Genomic DNA, 13,411 nt, shown 5'->3' on the forward strand with positions numbered 1-13,411 from the left:
ATTTACTTTTTGTCTCTGAGGACATAACAAAGGTGGCGCATTTCCCGGTACTATGTAATACAAAGTACAGGAGTGGAAACTTTACGTGAATGAATGGTTTATATCTTTCATGAGTAATTAAGTGGTTGTTGCAATTTGGTTCAATGATGGATTGTTGCAGTTGTATGTTGCATCCTGATGTGTTAATAAGTGTTAAAAAAAACGGCTCGCTGCGATGCAGGAGCCGTTTTTTTAAATTATAGATCAACATACGAACTATTCCTTTTCAACGAAGTCCATATCCTTGGTAAATGTTTCTTCCAAAAAGTATAAGGCGAGTAATGCAACCATGGATGTTGCAACACCAATAAGCAGCGCACTTTGAATCACGCCGAGGTCCGGTTTGAAACTGACAAACAATGCAGCTAACGGGATCGTCGCTCCTCTCACAAAATTGGGGACAGTCGTCGCGACAGTGGCGCGCAAGTTGGTTCCGAAAAGTTCTGCGGCGATCGTGATAAATAATGTCCAGTAACCATTGCAGAATCCCAGTAATGCGCACATTAAATAGAATGTAAACAAATCGAGCGCCGGGATCATCAGGTAGCCGATCATCATGGTCAGGGAAAGAATGATGAACAAGCCGATCACACGCTTTCTGCTTTTAAGATACTGGCTTAATAAACCACTGAAAATATCACCAAAAACTTGTCCCGAAAATGCCAGCATCACGGCCTTACCAGCATTAATTCCCTCAATTCCTTTTGCAGCGCCGAACTCCGGGGAGAAAGTGATCAGGATACCAACCACAAACCAGATGGGCAGCCCCACCAGGATCGCCATCAAATATTTTGCGAAACGCTTTCCGTTCGTAAGGATCATCATGACGTTGCCGCGGTCCACAGTTCTCTCCTTAACCTGCTTGAACATCCCTGATTCAAAAACGTTGAACCTCAGAATCAGCAGTAGCAAGCCCATTCCGCCGCCAACGAAATAGGAAATCCGCCATGCGAACATATCCGCCACAAAATACGCCAGGATAGCTCCCAGAACGCCTAATGTTGCCACCAATGTTGTTCCGTAACCCCGTATTTCTTTGGGCAAAACCTCCGTTACCAATGTAATTCCCGCTCCTAGTTCCCCCGCAAGTCCCACACCTGCGATGAAACGGAGCAATGCATATTGGTCCAGCGAAGTGACAAACCCGTTTCCAATATTGGCAAGAGAATACATGATAATAGATCCGAAAAGCACAGAAAGACGACCTTTTTTATCTGCGATAACACCCCACAGAACGCCGCCAATGAGCATTCCGGCCATTTGATAATTAAGCAGCCTGATGCCTTCACCCAGCAACTGGTCTGCGGGCACATTCAGCGCTTTTAAGCTGGGGACGCGCACTACGCTAAACAAAAACAGGTCGTACATATCAACCAGATAGCCCAGCGCAGCCACGATGACCGGCACTTGAAGCAGTTGTGAGAGTAAGCTCGGGCGAGGGTTAGGATGTTCGGACATAAGTGATTTGGTTTACTTTGAAAGCTATAATCTGTCAATCAACATTCCACCATCCACACCGATCACCTGGCCGGTGGAGTAGGGGAAATCACCTCTTGTGAGCGATGCAACGGCTTTTCCGACGTCATCCGGAGTTCCCCAGCGAGGTTGCAATGCTATGCCGCTTTGGAAAAGGGTATCATATTTTTCCTGCACTTTGGAAGTCATATCCGTTGCAATAATGCCCGGCCGGATCTCAAAAACGGGAATATTAAACTCCGCCATACGGACCGCAAATAGCAGGTTTGTCATCGCCAGACCTGATTTTGAAATACAATATTCTCCCCGGTTAATGGACGCGACCGTTGCCGAAATCGACGTTACAAAAATGATCGTCGCCTCGAATGCATGGTTATTCTGCTTTGCATGTGCCATTCGTTTTGCAATGGCCTGCGTCAGGAAAAATGGGCCTTCCAGGTTGGTTTGCATTACTTCCTGAAAGTTTTCCGGTGTCGTTTCCAGAATATCCAGTCGTTCGCGCGGAGCAATTCCTGCATTATTAACCAGAATATGAATTTGTCCAAAAACCGAATAAGCTTTCTCGATAATAGCCTCTCGGTCAGCGGGATTGGCAATATTTCCCTGGCAATAAACCACTTCTGCGCCTAATTCCCTAAGTTCATTCAGCGCTTCAGCTGCGCCTTCTTCATCACGTACGCCATTGATGGCGAGGTTATAGCCTTCTTTGGCAAGGGCCTTAGCGATGCCAAAACCGATTCCACGACTTCCACCGGTTATTAATGCGGTATTTTTCATAATTCGTCGATATTAACCCACTGCCGCTTTTCCCAGCTTTCAATGCCTTTTTCAGCCAGTTGCACGCCACGCGCACCCGCTTTCAAATCCCATGGGAACGGTGTGTCTTTTACAATGTGTTTTAAGAAAAGCTCCCATTGCGCTTTGAATGCATTATCAAAAATCTCTTGCTCGGGCACTTTGGACCAGCCTTCGAAAAATGGAATGGGTTGTGGAATATCCGGGTTCCAGACGGGTTTCGGCGTGTTTCCGTAATGTTGCGTGTAGCAATCACGCAAGCCTGCCACGGCCGAGCCGTGTGTGCCGTCCACTTGCAATGTGAGCAGATCGTCGCGACGGACGCGGACTGTCCAGGATGAATTGAATTGCGCGATGACGTCACCTTCCAGTTCGAATGTGGCATAGCAAGCATCGTCCGCTGTTGCTTTGTATGGGTTGCCATTTTCATCGATGCGCTCGGGAATGTGCGTGGCGCCGAGGCAGGAAACAGCTTTTACTTTGCCAAAAAGGTTGTCCAGAACATAGCGCCAGTGGCAAAGCATATCCACAATAATGCCGCCGTCGTCTTCTTTTCTATAATTCCACGATGGACGCTGCGCCGGAATGCTGTGGCCTTCAAAGACCCAGTAACCGAATTCTCCGCGCACAGAAAGGATTTTTCCGAAGAAGCCATTCTCCATTAACCGCTTCAATTTCAGCATCCCGGGCAGCCAAAGCTTATCCTGAACAACACCGTTTTTCAAACCTGCGGCCGTTGCCAACTCGTAAAGTTCAAGCGCTTCCTCAGTAGTGGTTCCGGTTGGTTTTTCACAATAAATGTGTTTCCCGGCAAGAATAGCCTTTTTCACAGCAGCTGCGCGGCGACCCGTCACCTGGGCATCGAAATAAATCTGATACTGCGGATCAGACATTACAGAATCCAGATCCGTTGTGTATTTCGCTATTCCGGACTGTTTGCAAAGCGATTGCAGCTTGCTTTCGTTACGCCCAACCAGGATCGGATCCGGCATAATTACTTCGTCAGCCGAGATTTTCACGCCGCCTTGTTCGATAATGGCTTTGATGGATCTTAGTAAATGCTGATTTGTCCCCATACGGCCCGTCACGCCGTTCATGATAATGCCAATGTTATGTGTAGTCATGTTTTTTATTTTAAACAGTTTTCAAAAATGCCTCTGTAATTTCTCCCAAAAACAAATGCTGATCCTTCGCCCAATGAATGTTCGAGAAAATCTCTACTTCACAAAAGCCTTGGAAACCAGTCGCTTCCACCCAGCCACGAATCTTTTTCAAATCAATGCAGCCTTCACCCATTAATCCCCGGTCATTGAGCAAGTCGATGGTGTTGACTTTCCAATCACAGACATGATAAGCAAGCAAATTTCCGTTTGCGCCGCAGCGGGCGATCTCTTTTTCCAGATCGCCGTCCCACCACAAATGATACACATCCACCGCCACGCCTACGTATGGCGAATTGAAATACTCAGCCATATCATTGGCCTGGGCCAACGTGTTAATCGCTGATCGATCAGCAGCATACATGGGATGCAGTGGCTCAATAGCCAGTTTTACTTTAAGTTTTTCGGCCAATGGCAAAATCGCAGCAATGCCTTCCTTAATTTGTTCGCGGGATTTTTCCAATGACTGATCAGGCGACGCGCCACAAACCAGCACGATCATGGGAGCACCCAAAGCTGCGGCTTCTTCGAGTAACTTCCGGTTATGATCAATGGCCTGCGCGCGTCCTGCGCTGCTCGTATGCGGGAAAAACCCGCCGCGAACGTAAGAGACGATTTCAAGCCCGGCAGATCGGATCAGCTCTCCGGCACGGTGAGGGCCGATCCGTTCAGTTGCGTTCTGCCAGACACTTATTCCTTTAACCCCTGCCGCCGCGTAATTTTCCACTGCTTCCGAAAGCTCCCAGGGTTTCGTGGTAATGGTGTGAATGCAGCAACGGTCTAGTGTTATGTCGTTGATAATGTTCATTTTACAGCGCCCAGATAAGTATAGTAAGGCAATCCTTTGTTAATGCGATCCACATAAAGTGCTACTTCCCGCGCATGGTAATCGCCCCACATACTGGATTCGCCGCAAGGGATTTTCTGTCCGGCAGGAATGTTGTCCCAGCCATTTGGACGGTGATAAATCGAATGCAGGATCAATCCCTGGTGCGTCGGGTCGGTGGATAGGTAAGGTTCTGCAAACAGCGAATCCAACGCGGTTAAGCCTGCCTGCCAGTATTTATTTCCCTGTTCTGTCTGCCCTTTATCCTTCAAGTATTTTCCCAATCGAAGTAAACCTTGCGCACCAATTGCGGCCGCTGAGCTGTCTATGGGTTCAAATTCGTTGTAAGGATCGGAAGTTCTGGATGTATAATCGCCTAATTTATATAATTGAGGCGCGCCGGTGTCCCAATAGGGAATTCCATCGGAGGCGGTGTTATCAATGTAAAAGTCGCAGGTGGCTTGGGCACCTTTTAAATATATATTCTCAATTTCCGCTCTGCCACCCAAGGGTGTAAGTTCTTCATCAGAAAACGCAGAAAGCGATTCCAGCTGTTCTGCAAAACCGGCCATGGCCCAGGCTAATCCGCGTGTCCAGGTTGTGAACCCTGAGAAACCTTGTTGGGAATTGGGGCAGCGATAATTGCCGTCATTGGTGTTAAAAACGCTTTCATGTGCTGTACGGCCCCAGACGTCGTAACTGTCGCGGCCTTCGCCATAGTAAACCGCATATTTGGCAGTTGCGATGGAGTGTGATGTCCCGCGTTGCAGTAAGCTTGTTTTTACATCATTTTCACCCATCAAACTGTGGCCCAGCAAATGCGAAACCATCAGCGCACGCACCGAGCGAATTGTATCCACAAATAAGGAATGCGGTCCATTGAATGAATGTATAAAACCCTGACCGTCTTTTGTATTAGTCCATCTTTTAGCCTGAACTGCCCCGGAAATTTTCAGCGCGATCTCGTAGAAGTTGCGTTCCCAGTCGTTTTCAGGAATGCGGCCTTCATTCATTAATCTCAATAAATTTCCATAAGTGCTCACATTATTAAAGCCATGATCATGCACGCCGAAATGGCCTACATGGGACGCCATGCTGCTCACCGTGTTTTTTCGGGCGCTTTCCAAAAACTGCGTTTCACCGGTTGCATCAAATTGCAAAACTTCGGCACCATACTGGAAACCTTGTGTCCATTCAGTCCAGCCCCGCAATGTGTATTTGCCGTTGACGGTGAAAACGGGCGTTCCTTTCGAGTTGTCGTATTCCCTTGAAATGAGGTTGATTTTTTCGGCGGAAAGCTGCCAGAGCTTGTCAAGTTTAGGCTGAAGCGAAGCGGCGGTAAGATCGTTGCGAATCTGCATAATAGATATCGATAGTATTATTTAGCCATTTTATTTTTGGATAATACAAAGATATCCGCCCGTGTAGGCGTGAGCAAGGTACATTTTTGCTATTAAATGGTACTTTTCCGAACATGGTCGCGGTACTCGTTCGGTGTTAGGCCGGTTTTCTTTTTGAAGATCCTGCTGAAATAGGAAGGGTCGTCCATGTGAATGTGGTAACCTATTTCTTTGCTGCTAAGATTGGTAAAAACCAGCAGCCGTTTCGCTTCCAGTAACAATTTGTCCAGAATGTATTCCTGCGAAGGCGTGCCGAGGTATTTTTTGATAATCTTGCTTAAATAATCCGGCGAAACGGCCAGTTCCTGCGCATACTGCTGAACTTCATGCATTTGCCGGAAATTTTTCTCTACCAATTCCTGAAATCTTCCCACTAGTTCCGGAACAGTCTGCACAGCCGACTCGGCGGGCTGAATGTTTTTTGGAGCAAGGAAAGCACATTTCTGCAACATTAACCCCAGGTATTTCCCAATCATGGTCTGATCCGTCTCCGATGTCAAATGATCGGAAACCATGTTTTCCATAATGTTATGAAAATAGCGCTTTTCAGTTTCCGAGAGCGTAATAATGGGCTGTCTGCGCGCGGGCTGGAAAAAGGGAAGCTGCGAAAGAGACGGATTGACAGGGTTATAAAAAGTGTAAAAATCCTCCGAAAATGCGACAATGTAACCCTGGAAAGAAGTCGAGAATGTCAGCAAATGCACTTGTCCGGGCGTGAGGAAATGTAGGCCGGCGCCCTGAATGTTGTACGAATGAAAGTCAATCTCATGAAAACCTATGCCTTCTTCTATAAAAAGGATCTCATAGTAAGTGTGGCGGTGCGGCGTGTCGGTAGGCAAAGGCGTAATTGGCAGCGAAACTGGTGATTCTTTGAATTTTCCTTCGCTGTTCTTGAACCTAAAAATCTTTAATGCAGGAACCTGGCTGGGTGTTTTGGGCAGAGAATGTACAGGAATTGCATCGGGAACGAAAGCCATGGACTGTGATTTTACTAACTCAATAACCTTTATAAAAGGCGTAAAACCCACAGAACTACCACCATGCCGATGATAATGGCAGAATTTTTAATCCCCGGGTGACATTTTTTACTTTTACATTGTTGGTCAATAACACAGTCAGAAACTTTGTCAATTTAATTTCAGCAGGTGAATCAGGAAACCAAAAGCGGCCAGATATTCGATCTTCCTACATTACGGCGTTTATACACATTCGTACGTCCGTATGAAAAGCAGTTCTATCTGCTGATTATCATCATCTTACTCAATGCATTGCTCGCCCCGCTAACGCCTCTTCTGATCAAATACACCATTGATACGCCCATTGCGAACGGAGATTATGGGCAACTGACTGTAATGCTGGGCATTATGATCATTGTGACAATTGTGCAAGGCATTGCGCAGTTCTGGAACACGTATATGTCGGGGTGGCTGGGGCAATATATCATTAAGGATATCCGGGTTCAGTTGTATGAAAAGATCATTGGGTTAAGGCTTAAATTCTTTGACAACACGCCGATCGGAAGGCTGGTAACCCGCACAATTTCTGATGTAGAAACACTTTCCAACGTTTTCAGTGATGGTATGGCTGCCATTGCAGGAGATATTTTGCAGCTGGTGCTCATCATTGCGGTCATGTTTTATACGGATTGGAAATTGTCGATCATCAGCTTATCGACCATTCCCTTAATGTTGATTTGTACTTATATCTTTAAAGAGAAGATCAAAGATTCTTTCAACGAAGTGCGGGCGGCTGTTTCTAACCTCAATTCCTTTGTCCAGGAACATTTGACGGGCATTGGCATCGTGCAGATTTTCAGCAGTGAAGACATCGAGTTTAAGAAATTCAGGGAAATCAACAAGGTTCACCGTGACGCGAACATCCGGTCCATCCTTTATTACTCCATTTATTTTCCGGTTGCGGACGTCATTGCGGCTGCGGGAACGGGTCTGGTGGTTTGGTATGGTTCCAAACAGATATTGAATGCAGAAGTGACCTTTGGGACAGTAACTGCATTCGTTATGTTCATCAACCTCTTTTTCAGGCCGATACGCCAGCTTGCTGATCGCTTTAATACGCTTCAAATGGGCATTGTAAGCACCGACAGGATCCTGAAAGTGCTTGATAGTGACGAATATACTTCTAATGAGGGCACATTCGCACCGGAATCGATCAAGGGGAATGTGACATTTAAAGACGTTTGGTTTGCTTATAATGAGGAGGAATATGTGTTGAAAAACATCAATTTCACCGTTAATTCCGGGCAGACCATTGCTTTTGTCGGCGCGACTGGGGCAGGTAAATCATCCATTATCAACCTTTTAACGCGTTTTTACGACATCAATAAAGGACACATTTATGTGGATGGCGTTGAAGTGCATGAATATGACCTCAATGCGCTCCGGAAGCACATAGGCGTTGTTTTACAGGATGTCTTTTTGTTTTCTGATACGATTGAAAACAACATTCGCCTGGGCGACACGAGCATTACACATGAGAAAATCGTTGAGGCTGCCAAACTCGTTGGCGTTCATGACTTTATAGAAAGACTTCCGGGAGGTTACAGTTACAATGTAATGGAACGAGGCGCCACGCTTTCAGTTGGGCAGCGGCAGCTGATTTCGTTTGTGCGCGCTATGGTGCACGAACCGGAGATCATTGTTCTGGATGAAGCTACATCATCCGTGGATAGCGAAACGGAGGAACTGATCCAAAAGGCTATTGAAAAATTGATGAAAGGCCGGACGGCTGTCGTGATTGCACACAGGCTTTCCACAATTCAGGAAGCGGACAAGATCATTGTTGTGGATAAAGGCGAGATTGTGGAGGAAGGTAACCACGAGCAACTGCTTGAAAAAGAAGGTTTTTATGCAAACCTCTATCGGATGCAGTACAAGGAAGTGTTAAAGATTGGAACGGATTTATAAAAAAAAGACATTCCGGTTAATCCGAAATGTCTTCTAAATTCAATCAATTTCTTCCTCCGGTATCCAGCGGAATCGGCGGCGGCCCGATCAGGAAGTCATCTTCATCATTTCGTTTGGCCGGTGTGCTGTCGCCGTCAATGCCCAGCGAGTCGCTTGCTGCTGGTGCCCATTGTGTGGGGCAGTTATAATTTTTCGAGATCTTGAACGTCGGCTTGGGGAATGGTCCGGGTTCCAAGGCCAGCGATTTATCCCTGTAAATTTTCTCTAAGAAGCTACCTACGATCGGTAAGGCCGTTTTAGCACCTTCCCCCAGATCGGTGGACCGAAAGTGAATGCTCCGGTCATCGCCACCAACCCAGGCGCCTACAACGAGGTCGCGCGTAATGCACATGAACCAGCCGTCGGAGTTATTGGACGTTGTTCCGGTTTTGCCGCCCAGCTCATTGCCATTACGGGTCACATCAAACTTCCAGCGAATGCTTCCCGAAGTTCCACCCGGCTCTTCCACGCCGCCTTTCAGCATTTGAACCATTAAAAAAGCGGATTCTTCGCTAATAGCCTGGCGGTGTTCCGGCTGAAATTCCTCGATCACTTTTCCGTTGCTATCCTCGATCTTGGTGACCAGAATCGGCTGCGTATATGTCCCGTTATTGACGAAAACGCCATAAGCTGCAACCATATCATAAAGCGAGACGTCAAATGGCCCAAGCCCGATGGAGGGCAATGGTTTCAATGGTGTGGTTATGCCCATTTTTTTGGCATAACGGGCCACATTAGCAGGCCCAACCTGATCCGTCAGTTCAGCGGTAACGGAGTTGATGGATTGTGCCAATGCCCTGCGCAATGTCATGCTCGAATAGGAGAATGTGCCCGTTGCATTTCTGGGCCGCCACTCTTTCTGCTCACCATCTTCCATGTAAATCTTCTCAAATGGCTTATCCACAATCTGGTCACAAGGCGACATATTGAATGATGAATCGTCAATTGCCGTGGTGTAAACAAACGGTTTGAATGTTGATCCGGGCTGTCTTTTTCCTTGTTTTACCGCATCATATTTGAAATAATTGTAATCCAAACCGCCCACCCAGGCCTTGATCTGGCCGGTTTGTGGGTTCATAGCCATCATTCCCGCGCGCAAAACCCTTTTATAATATTCCAAAGAGTCCATCGAACTCCAGTATTTCTTCATTTCGCCACTGTTCTTCCAGTCGTACACGGTCATCGTGTCCTTTTTGTTCAGATAATACTTGATACTATCCGGCTGGTTAGGGAATTTGGCGGCAAGTGACTTGTATTTGCTGGTGCGTTTGACCACATTGTCCAGAAAGTCAAGAATTTCTTTTCCCTGCTCGTCGCGCCACGGATTCTGGTTACGCCAGTGGTCCTCGAAAACGCGTTGCAATTGCTTCATTTTCTGCACCATAGCCTCTTCTGCGGCTTCCTGCATGCGGGAATCGATCGTGGTGTAAATTTTTAGTCCATCAGTATAAAGGTCATAACCGTTCTCATCGCCCCATTTTTTTACAAAATCGACAACCGCATTCTTGAAATAATTGGCATTACCATCATAAGGCGTTTCGAACTTCGTCTTTAAAACGATGGGCAAAGCGCTGATAGAATCCGCCTGTTTCGCCGAAATGTATCCATATTTCTGCATCTGGTTGATCACCACATTGCGTCTTTCCAGCGACCGCTTCATATTGCGGATCGGGTTGTAAGTTGTTGTTGCCTTTTGCAGACCGACCAGAACGGCAGATTCCTGAATGTTCAGGCTATCGGGTGATTTACTGAAATAGGATTGTGCGGCTGTGTTGATCCCGTAAGTGTTGTTACCATAATCCACCGTGTTGAAATACATGGTCAGGATCTCTTCTTTTGTAAAATTTCTTTCCAGTTTAATGGCGGTAAGCCATTCTTTGGTTTTGTAAATCAATGTTCCAAACCCGGGAACGTAGCCCAGCACCCCGCGTGCTCCGGTTTTTCTCGTTTTGAAAAGTTTTTTGGCTAATTGCTGTGTGATCGTGCTGCCGCCTCCGCGGTCTGTTGCGCCCGTAATAATGCCCACGGCCACACTCGCCATGGCCTTATAATCAATTCCGGAATGTTTGTAAAAACGTACATCCTCCGTGGCTATCAGTGCTTTAACCAGGTTAGGAGAGATCATTTTAGCTGTAACCGGCGTCCGGTTTTCTGTATAAAACTTACCGATCATGACGCCGTCCGAAGTGTAGATTTCAGAAGACTGGGCGACTTTCGGATTTTGAAGGTCTTCCACGCTGGGCATACTGCCCATAAGCCACAGGAAGTTGGTTTCCACACAAAAAATATAAAGGGCAAATGTGACGAATCCGTAAACGAAAGTTTTCCAGATGATCATTACCGGCCGGTAGTAAGGCGCATTAACGTCTATCGTGTTATGCCACCAATCCCGCATCGATCTCTTCCTGTTTCGGTAGGACTGAAAATAAGCATCGGCGCGGTTCTTACCCGTAACCAGTGAAGTTAGCTTGTATGCAACACGGTTGATGAATGTTGAAAGCTGTGTCCCGATGAAATGAAACATGGCTCTTATTTTATTAAAAAACGATCTGATAACTTCCATCAAACGGTAAGGTTCGTAAGAATTCAAAGATAAGAAAAGCCGGACATTTTTGACTTCGTCCGGCTTTTTATGAATTATTTGATCAGGCTTTGTTGAATTTCAACGCCGCGCCATTCATGCAATATCTGAGGCCTGTTGGTTTTGGCCCATCATTGAAAACGTGACCAAGATGCCCGCCGCAGGTCCTGCAAACCACTTCTGTGCGGATCATGCCATGCCCTTTGTCCACGATCTCTTCCACATTTCCGGATGAAATCGGCTGGAAGAAACTGGGCCATCCCGAGCCGGACTCGTATTTGGTCTCCGAGCTGAACAATGGTGTGCCGCAAGCAGCGCAAACATAGGTTCCTTCGTCTTTATTATCATTATATGGGTGCGAAAAAGGCCTTTCCGTTCCTTTTTCGAAGAGCACGAAGCATTGTTGTCCGGTCAGCTCTTTTTGCCATTCTTCTTTTGTTTTTTCTACTTCTCTCATTTCAGTTTGTGTTTTAAAGATACAGACACCAAATAAGAAATTGTGCCATATCCATATTAAACGCGCAGGGCGTATTTATCGTTTGCTAAAAATGCGTCTTATCCACGAATCTTCGGGTGGCCAGCATTGATTTTGTGATTCGGGCGGGCGACGGAAAAGTCCTGCCGAGACGCCAAAATACAAGTTAAATGCTTTTGGATTGCCAATATTTAATAATCCTGTCAAATGATCTGTTCCGATCCAGACTGGCCCGATGCGACCTGCAAGGCCAATGGCGGGTGATCTGTAACGGTTCATTAATGTTAAAGGAACGGAAATTTCATACCATTTATGCTCATAACGCGGCGTTACCGAAATAACAGATTCGGCTTTCATACCAAATGCACTTTGAGGGATCAGATTCTGCACCCATAACCCGCTCACGTAAACCCTGGGCTGCACATGGTAATCGACACTTGCCTGAAAAGCCGTAGGCAAAACCGATTTAAAATTGGGCGCCAACGTCGGTCCGCCGTCCAGCGAGCTGTTAATGGCATTAAAAATTCCTTCGGAACCTTCCAGTTTCTGGAACGAATCGTAACGGAGCTCCTTATTGGTTGTATGGATTTCCTGTTGTAAAACATAAGCTGGATTTTTGAAATGAACCCGGCCAATGTCTGTCAGTGAAACGGCAACGCGATATAAATATTTGTTTTTGGATGCGTCGCGCTTTCTTTCGCCTTTTTCGGTGTATGTAAATTTGTTAATGTCCGGCCTGTATTCATACACGGCACCCAGGTCAAATCCCCAGCCGCTTCCCGGAGGCGCGTTGCCGATCAGCCATGCAGGTGAAGGTTTTATATTTTGAAAACCTTCGTCGCGGGTGATCCCGTATCGCATATTGATTTGTTCCACGCGGATAAACTGGCGCTTGTTTTCCCAGGTTTCATCCGGCTGAATGTCATAGGAAGACTGATCAATGATCGCGTGCGCATTGTAAAGTCCGATAAGCCTTTTAACCGTAAATCCGACTTTCAGAAAATCCGTCTCATTGTCCATTACCGTCCCGCCGAGGGTGAATGCTACTTCGGCCATTCCGTTCAAATGCAGCTTGCCCGATTGGTTATCAAAAAAAGGTCCTTGCAGTTCTTCGAGCTGCGTGGTTTTGCTGATCAACCTTGCCAGCGGTTCCGACACGCCGGATGTGTTGAGAATGTACCGGGCCCGTGTTGAAATGCCTACGCCGATCTTTCCTTTGAATAAATTAAACATGACCGAAGGCAAACGGGTATCTCCGCCAGCATTCAGATACTTTTGATTTCCATTCAGTTTTTCCCCCAGATAGGAACGCGGAAACTGTAAAACACCTCTTTCGTTACGGTATTCGTCGGATACAGTGTTGGTAAGCAGGTTCAAAAACGAGTAAGGCGCTTCGTATCTGACGTGGTTGTTGGCCGTATAAAACTGGGTGCCGACAACATTTACATAAAAGCTATAACGACTGTCTGAAACGAAGGCCGGATTGTGATATAATGCGTTGGTTCCTGCATAGTTACCCATTGCGACACCTGGCAAATGCTGGGCTTTGGCGGCCTGTGCCAGTGCCAGAATAAGTGCAATTACAGGTAAACTATATTTAAACATATTATAATGAAGACGTTGATGCGGGGCCAATTCGCTTGCAAAGAAAAGCCTAAGTGCACGGACTTGCAACCAATGTTTATGGATTGGAAAA

At 46.5% G+C, this 13,411-nt stretch carries 10 protein-coding genes; 1 reads left to right on the top strand and 9 read right to left on the bottom strand.

Features of this window, described 5'->3' with window-relative positions:
• Positions 1 to 255: 255 nt before the first annotated feature.
• From L0659_RS08490 to L0659_RS08515, 6 genes are all read right to left on the bottom strand, one after another.
• Positions 256 to 1,497 carry an MFS transporter gene (locus L0659_RS08490; RefSeq protein WP_235125413.1) on the bottom strand — a complete coding sequence of 414 codons (1,242 nt, stop codon included), beginning with the start codon at positions 1,495 to 1,497 and terminating at the stop codon, positions 256 to 258.
• Positions 1,498 to 1,521: 24 nt separating this feature from the next.
• Positions 1,522 to 2,292, bottom strand: coding sequence for a 3-ketoacyl-ACP reductase (locus L0659_RS08495; RefSeq protein WP_235125415.1), 771 nt, complete (start codon positions 2,290 to 2,292; stop codon positions 1,522 to 1,524).
• Positions 2,289 to 3,434, bottom strand: coding sequence for a Gfo/Idh/MocA family protein (locus L0659_RS08500; RefSeq protein WP_235125416.1), 1,146 nt, complete (start codon positions 3,432 to 3,434; stop codon positions 2,289 to 2,291). Before L0659_RS08500 ends, L0659_RS08495 begins: the two co-directional genes overlap by 4 nt.
• Before the next feature lie 10 nt (positions 3,435 to 3,444).
• Entirely contained in the window at positions 3,445 to 4,278 is an 834-nt protein-coding gene (locus tag L0659_RS08505; RefSeq protein WP_235125417.1) for a sugar phosphate isomerase/epimerase, read from the bottom strand.
• Positions 4,275 to 5,657, bottom strand: a complete 1,383-nt coding sequence (locus L0659_RS08510) for a glycosyl hydrolase (RefSeq protein WP_235125418.1) — start codon at positions 5,655 to 5,657, stop codon at positions 4,275 to 4,277. The genes L0659_RS08505 and L0659_RS08510 overlap by 4 nt, the downstream gene beginning before the upstream one ends.
• 92 nt (positions 5,658 to 5,749) lie before the next feature.
• Positions 5,750 to 6,673: an AraC family transcriptional regulator gene (locus L0659_RS08515; RefSeq protein WP_235125419.1), complete on the bottom strand. Its 924-nt coding sequence runs from the start codon at positions 6,671 to 6,673 to the stop codon at positions 5,750 to 5,752.
• A gap of 168 nt (positions 6,674 to 6,841) precedes the next feature.
• Here L0659_RS08515 and L0659_RS08520 point away from each other — a divergent pair, with 168 nt between their 5' ends.
• Positions 6,842 to 8,620: an ABC transporter ATP-binding protein gene (locus tag L0659_RS08520; protein ID WP_235125420.1), complete on the top strand. Its 1,779-nt coding sequence runs from the start codon at positions 6,842 to 6,844 to the stop codon at positions 8,618 to 8,620.
• Positions 8,621 to 8,663: 43 nt separating this feature from the next.
• On the opposite strand, the gene L0659_RS08525 is transcribed toward L0659_RS08520, so the two are convergent.
• The 3 genes from L0659_RS08525 to L0659_RS08535 form a co-directional block, all read right to left on the bottom strand.
• The gene (locus tag L0659_RS08525; protein ID WP_235125421.1) at positions 8,664 to 11,222 is read right to left on the bottom strand and encodes a penicillin-binding protein 1A; all 2,559 of its coding nucleotides are present in this window, start codon (positions 11,220 to 11,222) and stop codon (positions 8,664 to 8,666) included.
• A gap of 82 nt (positions 11,223 to 11,304) precedes the next feature.
• Positions 11,305 to 11,697 (bottom strand): peptide-methionine (R)-S-oxide reductase MsrB, encoded by a 393-nt coding sequence (gene msrB, locus L0659_RS08530; protein WP_235125422.1) that lies wholly within the window; start codon positions 11,695 to 11,697, stop codon positions 11,305 to 11,307.
• Between the two features lie 75 nt (positions 11,698 to 11,772).
• Positions 11,773 to 13,320 (bottom strand): DUF5723 family protein, encoded by a 1,548-nt coding sequence (locus L0659_RS08535; protein ID WP_235125423.1) that lies wholly within the window; start codon positions 13,318 to 13,320, stop codon positions 11,773 to 11,775.
• Positions 13,321 to 13,411 lie beyond the last annotated feature (91 nt).

The sequence above is a fragment of the Dyadobacter sp. CY347 genome (genome assembly GCF_021502655.1).
Taxonomy (GTDB): domain Bacteria; phylum Bacteroidota; class Bacteroidia; order Cytophagales; family Spirosomataceae; genus Dyadobacter.

Bases quoted from the DNA above. Each gene is read 5' to 3' on its own strand.
- L0659_RS08490 (WP_235125413.1), bottom strand. From the start codon at position 1,497: ATGTCCGAACATCCTAACCCTCGCCCGAGCTTACTCTCACAACTGCTT.
- L0659_RS08495 (WP_235125415.1), bottom strand. From the start codon at position 2,292: ATGAAAAATACCGCATTAATAACCGGTGGAAGTCGTGGAATCGGTTTT.
- L0659_RS08500 (WP_235125416.1), bottom strand. From the start codon at position 3,434: ATGACTACACATAACATTGGCATTATCATGAACGGCGTGACGGGCCGT.
- L0659_RS08505 (WP_235125417.1), bottom strand. From the start codon at position 4,278: ATGAACATTATCAACGACATAACACTAGACCGTTGCTGCATTCACACC.
- L0659_RS08510 (WP_235125418.1), bottom strand. From the start codon at position 5,657: ATGCAGATTCGCAACGATCTTACCGCCGCTTCGCTTCAGCCTAAACTT.
- L0659_RS08515 (WP_235125419.1), bottom strand. From the start codon at position 6,673: ATGGCTTTCGTTCCCGATGCAATTCCTGTACATTCTCTGCCCAAAACA.
- L0659_RS08525 (WP_235125421.1), bottom strand. From the start codon at position 11,222: ATGGAAGTTATCAGATCGTTTTTTAATAAAATAAGAGCCATGTTTCAT.
- msrB (WP_235125422.1), bottom strand. From the start codon at position 11,697: ATGAGAGAAGTAGAAAAAACAAAAGAAGAATGGCAAAAAGAGCTGACC.
- L0659_RS08535 (WP_235125423.1), bottom strand. From the start codon at position 13,320: ATGTTTAAATATAGTTTACCTGTAATTGCACTTATTCTGGCACTGGCA.